The following is a 12,870-nucleotide window of genomic DNA, read 5'->3' as shown; positions in this document are numbered from 1 at the left end:
CGGTCGGCGGGGGAAAACGGCCGGGGCCGCCTCCCGGTGGGAGGCGGCCCCGGCGTCGTGCGGGTGGATCAGGCCGAGGGGGCCAGGTGGAGCAGGCGGTTCGGCGAGCCGCTGCCGGGGCTGCCGACCACGTTGGTGGTGGCCTGGCCGGTCAGGTAGCTGGACACCTGGGCCGGCGTGGCCGACCGGTTGGTGGACAGGTACCGGGCCGCCGCGCCCGCCACGTGCGGGGTCGCCATGGAGGTGCCGGAGATGGTGTTGGTGGCCGAGTCGCCGGTGTGCCAGGCCGAGGTGATCGACGTGCCGGGCGCGAAGATGTCCAGCACCGAGCCGTAGTTGGAGTAGCTGGCGCGGGCGTCGGTGTTGGTGGTGGCGCCGACCGTGATCGCCTCGGTCACGCGAGCCGGGGAGTAGCTGGAGGCGTTGGCGTTGCTGTTGCCCGCGGCGATGGCGTAGGTGACGCCCGCGGCGATCGACCGGCGCACGGCCGCGTCGAGGGTGGTGGACGCGCCGCCGCCCAGGCTCATGTTCGCGACGGCGGGCTTGACGTGGTTGGCGGTCACCCAGTCGATACCCGCCACGACACCCGCGGTGGTGCCGCTGCCGGAGTTGTCGAGCACGCGCACGCCGTAGACGGTCGCGCCCTTGGCCACGCCGTGGGCCGAACCGGCGATGGTGCCCGCCACGTGCGTGCCGTGGCCGTTGCCGTCCTGCGCCACGTTGTCGCCGTCCACCGCGTCGTAGCCGTTGCGGGCCCGGCCGCCGAAGGCGGAGTGGCTGATCCGGACACCGGTGTCGATGACGTAGACGTTCACGCCCGAGCCGGTGGAGGTGTAGCTGTAGGAGGAGTTCAGCGGCAGGTTGCGCTGGTCGATCCGGTCCAGGCCCCACGACGGCGGGTTGGTCTGGGTCGCCTGGAGGCGGAAGACCTGGTCCTGCTCGACGTACTCGACCGCCGGGTTGGCGGCCAGGCGCTTGGCCTTGGCCTCGGACAGCGAGACGGTGAAGCCGCGCAGCGCGCTGCGGAACTCGTGCTTGACCTGGCCGCCGTACTGGTTGGCCAGGGAGTTGGCGGACGCGGTGGTGCCGTCCTTGAGCTTGACGATGAAGCTGTTCTGCACCTTCTCGGCGGCGTCCGCGGCGCGGATCTCGCCCTCCGCGGCCTGCGCGGGGGAAGCCAGCAGGGAGGTCGCGGCGGCGACCATGCTCGCCACCCCGACACCGGCCAGGAAGCGGACCTGTCGTGACTGTCGCATGCGTTGTCCGTTCTCGATGCGGTGGCCTGACGTCACCCTCCGCAGTGCCTGCAGGGCTCGGGAAGTGACGGAGGGCCACCTGGCCCTCGCTTACGGTCACCGACTCTAGGAAAACGCAACTCCACCCGGAAGTGTGAAAGATTGCCAGTTTATGTTTAAGCGTGAACAAGAGCTCTGATCTGGGCTTTCCCAATAGGTGAACGCCCTGGTAGAGGCCGTGCCGGACAGCCGGTGCCGAGAACGGCGGCGAACGCCGAAGACTGCCCGATCATCCCTTCACGGGATGACGGGGATTCACCATCACTACACCGAGTGATCTACTCCGCTGAACCGTTCGACCCAGCTGAGACACCTCGGGAGTGGCGTCGCGGCCCAGGACGCGAAGCGGCCCCGGCGCGGGTGCGCCGGGGCCGCGTTCGGTGTGACCCGCGGGGTCACATGCCGCGAGTCACATGCCGCGGGTCACAGCATGGGCGAGCAGTAGAGCAGCCGGTTCGGGGAGCCGGGACCGGGGTTGACGACCACCCCGGTGGTCGCGGTGGCGGTCAGGTAGGCCGACACCACCGCGGGCGTGGCCGACGGGGCGGTCTGGAGGTAGCGGGCCGCGCAGCCGACCACGTGCGGGGTCGCCATGGAGGTGCCGGAGATGGTGTTGGTGGCGCTGTCGCTGGTGTGCCAGGCCGACAGGATGTTCGACCCCGGCGCGAAGAGGTCGAGCACCGAGCCGTAGTTGGAGTAGGCGGCGCGGGCGTCGGTGCTGGTGGTGGCGCCGACCGTGATCGCCTGGGCGACGCGGGCCGGGGAGTAGTTGGCGGCGTTGTCGTTGCTGTTGCCCGCGGCCACGCCGTAGGTCACCCCTGCGGAGATCGACCGGCGGACCGCCGTGTCCAGCGACCTGGAGGCCGGACCACCCAGGCTCATGTTCGCCGCGGCGGGCTTGACGTGGTTGGTGGTCACCCAGTCGATACCCGCGATGACGCCGGCGATGGTTCCGCTGCCGGAGTCGTCGAGCACGCGCACGCCGTAGACGGTCGCGCCCTTGGCCACGCCGTACGTGGAGCCGGCGACGGTGCCCGCCACGTGCGTGCCGTGCCCGTTGCCGTCCTGCGCCACGTAGTCGTCGTCCACCGCGTCGTAGCCGTTGCGCGCCCGGCCGCCGAAGTCGTTGTGGGTGGTGCGCAGGCCGGTGTCGATGACGTAGACGTTCACGCCCGCGCCGGTGCTGCGGTAGGTGTAGGTGCCGCTCAGCGGCAGGGTGCGCTGGTCGATCCGGTCCAGGCCCCACGGCGGGTTGTACTGCGTGGCGGCCATGCGCACGACCCGGTCCTGCTCGACGTACTCGACGGCCGGGTCGACGGCCAGGCGCTGGGCGGCCCGCTCGGACAGCGTGGCCGCGAAGCCGTGGAAGGCCGCCGCGTAGACGCGGTCGACCCGGCCGCCGACCTTGGCGACCAGGTCGTCCGCCTCGGCGGTGGACATGTCCTTCACCTTGACGAGGTAGCTGTCGGGAACCGCGTCGGGCGCGCCTGCGGCCAGCACCGGCCCCTCGGCGGCCTGGGCGGGGATCATCGCCACGGTCGTGGCCAGGACCGCGGCGCTGAGCGCCGCGGTCCACGTGAGCTTGCGCATGGAGTAGTCCTGTCGTTCGCGAGGAACGGTTCGAAGGACCCGGAGTCGGCACAGGGGACGGCGGGACCCGGTCGACCGCGCGGATGTGACTGATCTCACCCCGCGTCCAGAGGCTACGGCCGTCCGCGCAGGCGGGGAAGCATCGAAAGGGTCAGATCGGGCATAGCCACCCGCTAGGGTGACCGACCTTCACACGGACGATGTTAATGAGAATTCAAACATTCCGCCACCGACCCGGGATTTCGCCCGCCGATACGGTTCAATTCACCCCGGCAAACCCGATCGGCTGTACCGCGCGGGTGATTTAACACGATACCGTCGCTCGCCTTGTCCTCAAACCAGAACGGGAGCGCAGATGTCTACGCAAGTCGTCAGGCAGGAATCCCCTGCGGACGACCTCCGGCGGATCGGCGGGGGAGGCGACCAGTTCGCCAACGCATTGCGGGCGGCGATCCGGGCCAAAGGGCTGAGCCTGGAGCGCATCCAACACCGGCTGCGCGCCAGGGGGGTGGCGGTGAGCATCGCCGCGCTGAGCTACTGGCAGTCCGGGCGGCGCAGGCCGGAGCGGCCGGACTCGCTGGCCGCGCTCGCGCACCTGGAGGAGATCCTGGAAGTCGGCGAGGGTGCGCTGCGCACCCTGCTGGGACCGCCCCGCCCGCGCGGCAAGGCCAGGCCGAGGGGGCTGCCCCCGGCCAACCCGCTGGGCTGGGCGCCCGCCGCCGACCACGAGCCCATGGCCGAGCTGCTGGCCGACGTGGACACCAGCGCCGACCAGGACCTGACCCGGCTCAGCCTGCGCGACCAGGTGGAGCTGGCGATGGACGGCAGCACCCGCCGGGTGCGCTCGCGGCAGGTGCTGCGCGCCGAGCGCACGGGCGTGGACCGGGTGCTGCTCAGCTACGACACCCGGCTGCCCGGTGACCCGCTGCCGGTCATCGGCACGCTGCGCTCGTGCAGGCTGGGACGGGTCTCGGCGGACCCGCGCAACGGCCTGATGGTCGCCGAGCTGCTGTTCGACCGGCCGCTGCGGCGCGGCGAGCGGACCGCGGTGGAGTACGAGCTGATCCACGTCGCGCCCCACCACCCGACCTTCGACAACTCCCACACGCGCCGTTTCCGGCACACCGTGAAGGAGTACGTGCTGGAGGTCCGCTACGACTCCCGCTGCCGCCCGGCGCGTTGTGAACAATTCACCACTTCGCTGACCGGTGGAGAACCAACCGACATCCGCGAAACTCCGGTGGACGCATGGGGCTACGCCTACGCGGTGGCCCTGGACTTCGGCCCCGGCGTGGTCGGGCTGCGCTGGGAATGGCGCTGAGCCGACCGCCCGGTCAGTAGGAGCGCGGCAGCCCCAGGGTGTGCTGCGCCACGAAGTTCAGGATCATCTCCCGGCTGACCGGGGCGATCCGGGACAACCGGGACGCGGCGAGCAGGGCGCCCAACCCGTACTCCGCGGACAGCCCGTTGCCGCCGTGCACCTGGATGGCCTGGTCCACCGCCGCCGCCACCGCTTCCCCCGCCGCGTACTTGGCCATGTTGGCCGCCTCGCCCGCCGCCCGGTCCTGACCGGCGTCGTAGAGCGCCGCCGCCTTCTGGGTCATCAGCCTGGCCAGTTCGACCTGGACGGCGCACTGCGCCAGCGGGTGCGCCACGCCCTGGTGGGCGCCGATGGGCGTGCCCCAGACCGACCTGGTGCGGGCGTACGCGCTCGCCTGGTCGAGTGCGCGGCGGGCCATGCCGGTGGCCAGCGAAGCCGCCATGATCCGTTCCGGGTTCAACCCGGCGAACAGCTGCGCCAGCCCGGCGTCGGGGGAGCCGACCAGCGCGTCCAGCGGCAGCCGCACGTCGTCGAAGAAGCAGGTGAACTGCTTCTCCGGGGACACCACCTCCATGGGGATGTGCCGGTAGGTGAAGCCGGGGGCGTCGGTGGGCACGACCACCAGCGACGGCAGCAGCCGCTGGCCCTCGGCGTCGACGTGGCGGGCGACCACGAGGACCGCCTCCACCTCGTCCACGCCGGAGATGTAGTACTTGCCGCCGGAGAGCACCCACCGGTCGCCCTCGCGCCGCAGGGCGGTGGACAGCCGGTGGGAGTTGGACCCGGCCTCGGGCTCGGTGATGGCGAAGGCCATCTTGGTGGTGCCGTCGGCGAAGCCCGGCAGCCAGCGCAGCTTCTGCTCCTCGGTGCCGAAGCGGGCGATGACCGTGGCGCAGATGGCGGGTGAGACGACCATCAGCAGCATCGGGCAGCCCGCCCTGGCCAGCTCCTCGCACACCGCGGCCAGGTCGCCGATGCCGCCGCCCCCGCCGCCGTACTCCTCCGGCACGGCCACGCCGAGGTAGCCCAGCCTGCCCGCCTCGGCCCACAGCTCGTCGGTCTTCTCCCCGGCGCGGGCCTTGGCCGCGAAGTACTCCTGCCCGTAGCGGGCGGCGAACGCGGCGACGGCCTCGCGCAGCGCCTGCCGCTCGGGGCTCTCGGTGAAGTCGGTCATCACGCCTCCACGACGGCGAGCACGTCGCCCGCGTCGACCTGCTGCCCGCGCCGGGCGGACAGCCGGGTGACGGTGCCGCCCGCGGCGGCGAGCACCCGGTGCTCCATCTTCATGGCCTCCAGCACGAGCAGTTCCGCGCCCGGCTCGACGCGCTGGCCCTCGACGACCGCGACGCGGACCACCGTGCCGGGCACGGGGGCCACCGCCGCGCCCTCGACGACCTCGGCCCGCGGGTCCGGGAAGCGCGGAAGCAGCTTCAGCGACACCGCGCCGACCTCGACCCGGTCGCCGTGGACGGCGACCGGGAACGGTGTGCGCACACCGTCGCGCTCCAGCACGACGACATTCGCGGAGGTATTAACAACAGTGACTCCAAAACTCGTCTCCACCCCCGAACGGGCGTGCCGATAGTCCACCTCGATGATTTCTCCGTCGTGTTCGAATACCGTTTTTTGCGGTTGCGAAACAATGTTCCGCCATCCCAGTGGGAGGGTTCCGCGCCGCCGCTCGGCCAGCGCCAGCGCCGCGGCCAGCGCCGCCGGGCGCGCGTCGACCTCCGGGCGGGCGGTCAGGCCGTGCTCGTCGAGGAACCCGGCGTGCGTGGCGCCGCGCTCGAACTCCGGGTGCCGCAGCACCCGGACCAGCAGGTCGCGGTTGGTCACCAGGCCGTGCACCTCGGCGCGCTCCAGCGCGGCGGCCAGCTTGCGGACCGCGGCGGCGCGGGTGGGCGCCCACGCGATCACCTTCGCCAACAGCGGGTCGTAGTGCACGCCGACTTCGCTGCCGTCCTCCACGCCGCTGTCCACCCGCACGTCGCCGGGCACCCGGAAGCGGTGCAGGGTGCCGGTGGAGGGCAGCCAGTCCCGGCCGGGGTCCTCGGCGCACAGGCGGGCCTCCACGGCGTGCCCGCGCGGCGCGGGCGGTCGCTGCGGCAGCCGCTCCCCCTCGGCCACGGCCAGCTGCCAGGCCACCAGGTCCAACCCGAAGACCGCCTCGGTGACCGGGTGCTCGACCTGCAGCCGGGTGTTGACCTCCAGGAAGTGGAACCGCCCGTCGTCGGCGAGCAGGAACTCCACGGTGCCCGCGCCGACGTAGCCGATGGCCTCGGCGGCCCGGACCGCGGCCTGGTGCAGCCGCTGCCGCACCTCGGCGGTGATCGTCGGGGCGGGGGTCTCCTCGACGAGCTTCTGGTGGCGGCGCTGGATCGAGCACTCCCGCTCCCCCAGCGCCCACACCGCGCCGTGCGCGTCGGCCAGCACCTGCACCTCGACGTGCCGGGCGCGCTCCAGCAGCGGTTCGCAGAACACCGTGCCGTCGCCGAAGGCCGACTCGGCCTCGCGCCGCGCGGCGGCGACCTGCCCGGCCAGCTCGTCCGCGCCGCGCACCACGCGCATCCCGCGCCCGCCGCCGCCCGCGGAAGCCTTGACCAGCAGCGGGAACTCCGTCGCCGACTCGGGGTCCAGGTCGGGCAGCACCGGCACGCCCGCGGCGGCCATCCGCCGCTTGGCCGCCACCTTGGCGCCCATCGCGTCGATGACCTCGGGGGCCGGTCCGACCCAGGTCAGCCCGGCGGCCAGCACCGCGCGGGCGAAGTCGCCGCTCTCCGACAGGAACCCGTAACCGGGGTGCACCGCGTCGGCGCCCGCCTTCCGGGCGGCCGCCACCAGCAGGTCTGCGCGCAGGTAGGTCTCGGCGGGCGCGGCGCCGGGCAGCCGCACCGCCGCGTCGGCCTCGCGCACGTGCGGCACCCCCGCGTCCGGGTCGGAGAACACCGCGACCGGCGAGATGCCCAGCTCCCGGCAGGTGCGGATGACCCGGCGGGCGATCTCGCCCCGGTTGGCGACCAGCAGCTTGCGGATCATCACGCCCTCACATCCGGAAGACGCCGTAGCCCTCGGCACCCTCTATCCGCCCGCTGTGGACGGCCGACAGGCACAGGCCGAGCACCGTGCGGGTGTCGCGCGGGTCGATCACGCCGTCGTCGTAGAGCCGCCCGGACAGGAAGGCGGCCAGCGACTGCTGCTCGACCTGCCCCTCGATCACCTGCCGCATGGTCGCGTCCTGCTCCTCGTCGTAGTCCTGCCCCCGCGCGGCGGCGGCCTGCCGCGCCACGATCGACAGCACCCCGGCCAGCTGCGCCGGCCCCATGACCGCGGACTTGGCGCTGGGCCAGGTGAACAGGAACCTCGGGTCGTAGGCCCGGCCGCACATGCCGTAGTTGCCCGCGCCGTAGGACGCGCCCATCACCACGGTCAGGTGCGGCACGCGGCTGTTGGACACCGCGTTGATCATCATGGCGCCGTGCTTGATGATGCCGCCCTGCTCGTACCGCGCGCCGACCATGTAGCCGGTGGTGTTCTGCAGGAACAGCAGCGGCGTGCGGCTGGCGTTGGCGAGCTGGATGAACTGGGTGGCCTTCTGCGCCTCCTCGCTGAACAGCACGCCGCGCGCGTTGGCCAGGACGCCGACCGGGTAGCCGTGCAGGTCGGCCCAGCCGGTGACCAGGCTGGTCCCGTAGTCGGGCTTGAACTCGTCGAACCGCGAGCCGTCCGCGATCCGGGCGATCACCTCGCGCGGGTCGAACGGGACGCGCAGGTCGGTGGGCACCAGGCCGAGCAGCTCCTCCTCGTCGAACAGCGGCTCGTCCACCGGTTCGGGCGGCGGTCCGAGCTTGCGCCAGTTGAGCCGGGCGACGATCCGCCGGGTCAGCCGGATCGCGTCCACCTCGTCCTCGGCCACGAAGTCCGCCAGGCCGGAGGTGGTGCCGTGCATCCGCGCGCCGCCCAGCGACTCGTCGTCGGCCTCCTCGCCGGTGGCCATCTTCACCAGCGGCGGCCCGCCCAGGAACACCTTGGCCCGGTCCCTGACCATCACCACGTAGTCGGACATGCCCGGCACGTACGCGCCGCCCGCCGTGGCGTTGCCGAACACCGCGCTGATGGTCGGGATGCCCGCGGCGGACAGCCGGGTCAGGTCGCGGAAGGCCCGGCCGCCGGGGATGAAGATCTCGCTCTGGCCCGCCAGGTCCGCGCCGCCGGACTCGACCAGCCCGATCAGCGGCAACCGGTTGCGCAGCGCGATGTCGTTGGCGCGGAAGGTCTTGCGCAGGGTCCAGGGGTTGCTCGCGCCGCCGCGCACGGTCGGGTCGTTGGCGACGACGACGCACTCCACGCCCTCGACCACGCCGATGCCGGTGACCACGCTCGCGCCCACCGGGTAGTCGGTGCCCCAGGCGGCCAGCGGGGACAGCTCCAGGAACGGGCTGTCCTGGTCCACCAGCAGCTCGATCCGCTCGCGGGCCAGCAGCTTGCCGCGCTCGTGGTGCCGCTGGGTGTACTTGGGGCCGCCGCCCGCGAGCGCCTTGGCGTGCTCGGCGTCCAGCTCGGCGAGCTTGGCCAGCAGCGCCTGGCGGTTGCGCCGGTACTCGGCCGAGGCGCTGTCCAGCGCCGAGCGCAGCACGGTCATGCCGAGAACCCCAATCGCCTGGCCGCCAACTCCGCCATCACCTCGGTCGCGCCGCCGCCGATGCCCAGCACGCGCGCGTCCCGGTAGTGCCGCTCCACCTCGGCGTCGCGCAGGTAGCCGAAGCCGCCGTGCAGCTGCACCGCCGCGTCCACGACGAAGGAGCACGCCTCCACGGCGGCGTTCTTCGCGAAGCACACCCGCGCCACGCACTCCCGCCCCTCGGCCACCATGGCGGCGACCTCCCTGGTGTGGGTGCGGGCCACGTCGGTGCGCTGCGCCATCTCGACCAGCTTGTGCCGGACCACCTGGCGGCCCACCAGCGGCCTGCCGAACGCCTCGCGCCCGCGCACGTAGGCGGCGGTCAGGTCCAGGCACCGCTGGGCCGTCGCGTACGCCTGCACCGCCAGCGAGACCCGCTCGACCTGGAACTGCCGCATGATCAGCCCGAACCCGGCGTTCTCCGCACCCACCAGGTTGCCCACCGGCACTCGCGCGTCCACGAAGGACAGCTCCGCGGTGTCCGAGCAGTGCCACCCCATCTTGTCCAGCCTGCGGTCGACGCCGAACGCGCCCTTCTCCACCACCAGCAGGCTGATGCCCTGGTGGCCGGGGCCGCCGGTGCGCACCGCCGCGGTGACGAAGTCGGCCCGCGCACCGGAGGTGATGAACGTCTTGGTGCCGTTGACGACGTAGTGGTCGCCGTCGCGCCGCGCGGTGGTGCGCAGCGCCGCCACGTCGGACCCGCCGCCGGGCTCGGTGATCGCCAGCGAGCCGATCAGCTCGCCCGCCAGCGCCGGACGCGCGAACCGGTCGATCAGCCGCCGGTCGCCCGAGTCCACGATGTGCGGCACCGCGATGCCGTGCGTCATCAGCCCGGCGACCAGACCGGACGAACCGCCCGCCTGGATCAGCTCCTCGGTGACCACCACCGTGTCGAGCAGGTCGCCGCCCGCGCCGCCGACCCCCTCCGGGAACCCGACGCCCAGCAGGCCGATCCCGGCCGCCGCCCGGTGCAGCTCACGGGGCAGCTCGCCCTCGCGCTCCCACCGCGGCAGCGAGGGCACGACCTCCCGCTCCACGAACCGGCGCACCAGGGCGCGCAGGTCGCGCCGCTCGGGCGTGTCGAACAGGTCGGAGGTGATCACAGCAGCGCCTCCGGGATGTCGACGTGCCGCGACCGCAGCCACTCGCCCAGCGCCTTGGCCTGCGGGTCGAACCGCGTCGATGCGGCCACGCCCTCGCCGAGCAGCCCGCGCAGCACGAAGTTCAGCGCCCGCAGGTTGGGCAGCTCGAACCGCTCCACCTCGCCTGCCTCGGGCAGCAGCTCCTTCAGCCGCGCCGCGGTCAGCTCGCCGACCAGCCACGCGTACTGCTCGTCGGTGCGCACCCACACGCCGAGGTTGGCGTCCCCTCCCTTGTCCCCGGACCGCGCGCCCGCGATCGCGCCCAGCGGCAGCCTCATACCCGCACCACCTCACCGCCGGGCAGGACAGCTTGGTGCGCCACGGAGTCGCGCGGCACGTAGGCCGCCTCGCAGACCCCGTAAGGCGAGCCGTCGCCAGGCGGGGCGGTGACGTGGAAACCGGGGTAGGAGGCCAGCGCCAGCTCGACCGCCGCCCGCGAGAACGCCTTGGCGCGCCGGGGATCGGTGGTCCTGATGGTGGCGTGCAGCAGTGCGCTGGCCGCCTCCTGGGTGTCCGCGTCGACGTGCTCGGTACGGGCCAGGGTCCAGCTCAGCCCTTCCGCGCCGATCGCAGCTTCCAGCTGCCGACGCACCAGGGCGGCCTTGCGCTCGATCTCCAGTCCACAGAGGACGAACGTGGTGGCGTTGCGGAAGCCGCCAAGGGAGTTCAGGCACACCTTCAGCGTCTCCGGCGGCGCGCTGCCCCGCACGCCCGAGATCCGCACGCCCCGCGCGTGCGGCGCCAAGCGGATGGTGTCGAAGTGGCTGACCACATCCGGCCCGAGGTAGGCGGGCGGGCCGATCTCGTACAGCAGTTGGGCGGTGACCGTGTCGACGGTGACCGCGCCGCCCGTGCCGTCGTGCTTGGTGATCAGCGACGACCCGTCCGCCTCGACCTCCGCGATCGGGAAGCCGGGCCGGTCGGCGTCGATCTCGGCGAAGAACGCGTAGTTGCCGCCGGTGGCCTGCGCGCCGCACTCCAGCACGTGCCCGGCGACCGTCGCGCCCGCCAGCGCGTCGAAGTCCTCGCGCCCCCAGCCGAAGTGCGCCGCCGCCGGGCCGACCACCAGCGAGGCGTCGGTGACGCGGCCGGTGACCACGACGTCCGCCCCGGCGCGCAGGCACTCCGCGATGCCCCACGCGCCCAGGTAGGCGTTCGCGGTCAGCGCGTCCGGGAACCGCTCGCGCAGGTCGTCCCCGGTCACGTGGGCCACCCGCGCGCCGAGCCCGAGCCGGTCGATCGCGCGGGCCAGCCCTGCGGGGTTGAGCCCGCCCGCGTTGCTGACGATCCTGACGCCGCGCTCCAGCGCCAGGCCGAGCGCGTCCTCCATCTGCCGCAGGAACGTCCTGGCGTAGCCGAGATCGGCGTCCTCGAGGCGGTCGCGGCCCAGGATCAGCATGGTCAGCTCGGCCAGGTAGTCGCCGGTGAGCACGTCGAGGTGGCCGCCCTCCAGCATCTCCCGCACCGCCGAGAAGCGGTCGCCGTAGAACCCGGAGGCGTTGCCGATGCGGATCACGCCTTCGCCCGCCCCGCTCCGGGCGGTCCGGCGAAGGCCTGCGCGATCGGCAGCCACGCCTCGGCGGCCGGGCCGGACGCGGTGACGGCCAGGTCGTCGCGGTGGCGGCGCTGCGTGGCCAGCAGGCAGAAGTCCAGCGCCTGCCCGGAGATCCGGTCGGTCGCGTCCTCCGGCCCCCACGCCCACAGCCCGCCGTCCGGCGCGGTCAGCTCCACCCGCACCGGTATTTCCGGCACCGGCAGCCCGTTGACCAGGAAGGCGTAGCCGAAGGCGCGGACCGCGATGTGCGCGACGTGCTTGAGCCGGTGCGTGGGCTCGCGGACCACGCCGAGCGCGTCGGCCACGTCCTGGCCGTGCGCCCACGTCTCCATGATCCGCGCGGTCGCCATGGAGGCCGCGCTCATCGGCGGACCGAACCACGGCAGTTTCACACCCCTCGGCACGGCCGCCAGCGCCTCGGCCAGCACCGCCCGCCCCCGCCGCCACTGCTCCAGCGTCACCGGCTCCTCGGCCCCGCGGTCCACCGCGTCCGCGCCCGCCCCGCGCAGCGCCTCGGCGAAGGCGTCCGGGTCGGTGACCGCCAGGTGCGCGATCCGGTCGGTCCACCTCAGGTGGCTGATCTGGTGCGCGATGGTCCAGCCGGGCGCGGGCGTGGGGGTGGTCCAGTCCGCCCCGGCCACCAGGTCGTCCAGCTCCTGGCCCTCCGCGCGCAGGTCGTCGAGCAGCTGCCCGATCACAGCACCGCCTCCAGCATCTGCGCCCAGTGCCGCACGAGCCGCTCGCGCCGCCTGGTGTCGTCGGTGAGCTGGTTGGCCAGCGCCAGACCGCGCACCAGGTCCAGGGTGATCTGCACGGCCTCGCGGACGCCGGGCCTGGTCTCGTCCGCGCCCAGCAGCTCGACGGCCAGCCGGTGCGTCTCGCGGCCGATGCGGGCCTGCAGCGGCACCACCACCCCGCTCAGCTCGGGGTCGGTGCGCGCGGCCACCCACAGCTCCAGCGCGGCGGTGAACAGGTCGCTGGCGTAGAAGTCGGCGATCAGCTCGACGACCGCGGCCGTGCTGCCGCCGACCCGGCTCGCCCGCTCCTTCAGCTGCAGCACGCTCTCCGCGCCGAGGTGCTCGACGGCGGCGGCGACCAGCTCGCCGCGGGTGCGGAAGTGGTGCAGCTGCGCCCCGCGCGAGACGCCCGCCCGTTCGGCGACCATGGTCGTCGTGGTGCCCGCCCAGCCGCGCTCGACCAGGCACTCGACCGTCGCCGCCATGAGCTTGCGGCGGGTCTCGCGGCTGCGGTCGACCTGCCGCTGCCTGGTCTCGGTGGGCATCGGC

General features: G+C 73.2%; 9 protein-coding genes and 1 pseudogene. 1 reads left to right on the top strand and 9 read right to left on the bottom strand.

All coding sequences use genetic code 11. The features are described from left to right. Positions 1–68: 68 nt before the first annotated feature. Both JOF41_RS06935 and JOF41_RS06930 read right to left on the bottom strand, forming a co-directional pair. The gene (locus JOF41_RS06935; RefSeq protein ID WP_189225828.1) at positions 69–1,256 is read right to left on the bottom strand and encodes a S8 family peptidase; all 1,188 of its coding nucleotides are present in this window, start codon (positions 1,254–1,256) and stop codon (positions 69–71) included. 462 nt (positions 1,257–1,718) lie between these two features. Continuing rightward, positions 1,719–2,885, bottom strand: a complete 1,167-nt coding sequence (locus JOF41_RS06930) for a S8 family peptidase (RefSeq protein ID WP_209617188.1) — start codon at positions 2,883–2,885, stop codon at positions 1,719–1,721. Between the two features lie 355 nt (positions 2,886–3,240). Between JOF41_RS06930 and JOF41_RS06925 the strand changes: the two genes are divergently transcribed. Continuing rightward, positions 3,241–4,206, top strand: coding sequence for a hypothetical protein (locus JOF41_RS06925; RefSeq protein WP_189225826.1), 966 nt, complete (start codon positions 3,241–3,243; stop codon positions 4,204–4,206). A gap of 13 nt (positions 4,207–4,219) precedes the next feature. Here JOF41_RS06925 and JOF41_RS06920 read toward each other — a convergent pair whose 3' ends face one another. The 7 genes and pseudogenes from JOF41_RS06920 to JOF41_RS06890 all read right to left on the bottom strand — a co-directional run bounded on the left by JOF41_RS06920 (position 4,220) and on the right by JOF41_RS06890 (position 12,866). Next, positions 4,220–5,380, bottom strand: coding sequence for an acyl-CoA dehydrogenase family protein (locus JOF41_RS06920; protein ID WP_189225825.1), 1,161 nt, complete (start codon positions 5,378–5,380; stop codon positions 4,220–4,222). Continuing rightward, positions 5,380–7,242, bottom strand: a complete 1,863-nt coding sequence (locus tag JOF41_RS06915; RefSeq protein WP_209617185.1) for an acetyl/propionyl/methylcrotonyl-CoA carboxylase subunit alpha — start codon at positions 7,240–7,242, stop codon at positions 5,380–5,382. Before JOF41_RS06915 ends, JOF41_RS06920 begins: the two co-directional genes overlap by 1 nt. Positions 7,243–7,249: 7 nt before the next feature. Continuing rightward, positions 7,250–8,845, bottom strand: coding sequence for an acyl-CoA carboxylase subunit beta (locus tag JOF41_RS06910; RefSeq protein WP_209617182.1), 1,596 nt, complete (start codon positions 8,843–8,845; stop codon positions 7,250–7,252). Next, on the bottom strand, positions 8,842–9,990 hold the full coding sequence (locus JOF41_RS06905) for an acyl-CoA dehydrogenase family protein (protein ID WP_209617179.1): 1,149 nt from the start codon (positions 9,988–9,990) through the stop codon (positions 8,842–8,844). Before JOF41_RS06905 ends, JOF41_RS06910 begins: the two co-directional genes overlap by 4 nt. After that, positions 9,987–11,485: pseudogene (locus JOF41_RS06900) on the bottom strand (acyclic terpene utilization AtuA family protein). Before JOF41_RS06900 ends, JOF41_RS06905 begins: the two are co-directional and overlap by 4 nt. A gap of 56 nt (positions 11,486–11,541) precedes the next feature. After that, positions 11,542–12,282 (bottom strand): TIGR03084 family metal-binding protein, encoded by a 741-nt coding sequence (locus JOF41_RS06895; protein WP_209617176.1) that lies wholly within the window; start codon positions 12,280–12,282, stop codon positions 11,542–11,544. Then, the gene (locus JOF41_RS06890) at positions 12,279–12,866 is read right to left on the bottom strand and encodes a TetR/AcrR family transcriptional regulator (protein ID WP_209617173.1); all 588 of its coding nucleotides are present in this window, start codon (positions 12,864–12,866) and stop codon (positions 12,279–12,281) included. The genes JOF41_RS06895 and JOF41_RS06890 overlap by 4 nt, the downstream gene beginning before the upstream one ends. Positions 12,867–12,870 lie beyond the last annotated feature (4 nt).

Origin of the sequence: Saccharothrix coeruleofusca, from assembly GCF_017876325.1 — a bacterium.
In the GTDB taxonomy this organism is placed as follows: domain Bacteria; phylum Actinomycetota; class Actinomycetes; order Mycobacteriales; family Pseudonocardiaceae; genus Actinosynnema; species Actinosynnema coeruleofuscum.
The sequence above is the reverse complement of the archived record's forward strand: the minus strand, read 5'-3'. Positions and strand labels throughout refer to the sequence as shown.

Excerpts from the sequence above, each read along its gene's own strand:
- JOF41_RS06935 (WP_189225828.1), bottom strand. The coding sequence starts at position 1,256 with ATGCGACAGTCACGACAGGTCCGCTTCCTGGCCGGTGTCGGGGTGGCG.
- JOF41_RS06930 (WP_209617188.1), bottom strand. The coding sequence starts at position 2,885 with ATGCGCAAGCTCACGTGGACCGCGGCGCTCAGCGCCGCGGTCCTGGCC.
- JOF41_RS06925 (WP_189225826.1), top strand. The coding sequence starts at position 3,241 with ATGTCTACGCAAGTCGTCAGGCAGGAATCCCCTGCGGACGACCTCCGG.
- JOF41_RS06920 (WP_189225825.1), bottom strand. The coding sequence starts at position 5,380 with ATGACCGACTTCACCGAGAGCCCCGAGCGGCAGGCGCTGCGCGAGGCC.
- JOF41_RS06915 (WP_209617185.1), bottom strand. The coding sequence starts at position 7,242 with ATGATCCGCAAGCTGCTGGTCGCCAACCGGGGCGAGATCGCCCGCCGG.
- JOF41_RS06910 (WP_209617182.1), bottom strand. The coding sequence starts at position 8,845 with ATGACCGTGCTGCGCTCGGCGCTGGACAGCGCCTCGGCCGAGTACCGG.
- JOF41_RS06890 (WP_209617173.1), bottom strand. The coding sequence starts at position 12,866 with ATGCCCACCGAGACCAGGCAGCGGCAGGTCGACCGCAGCCGCGAGACC.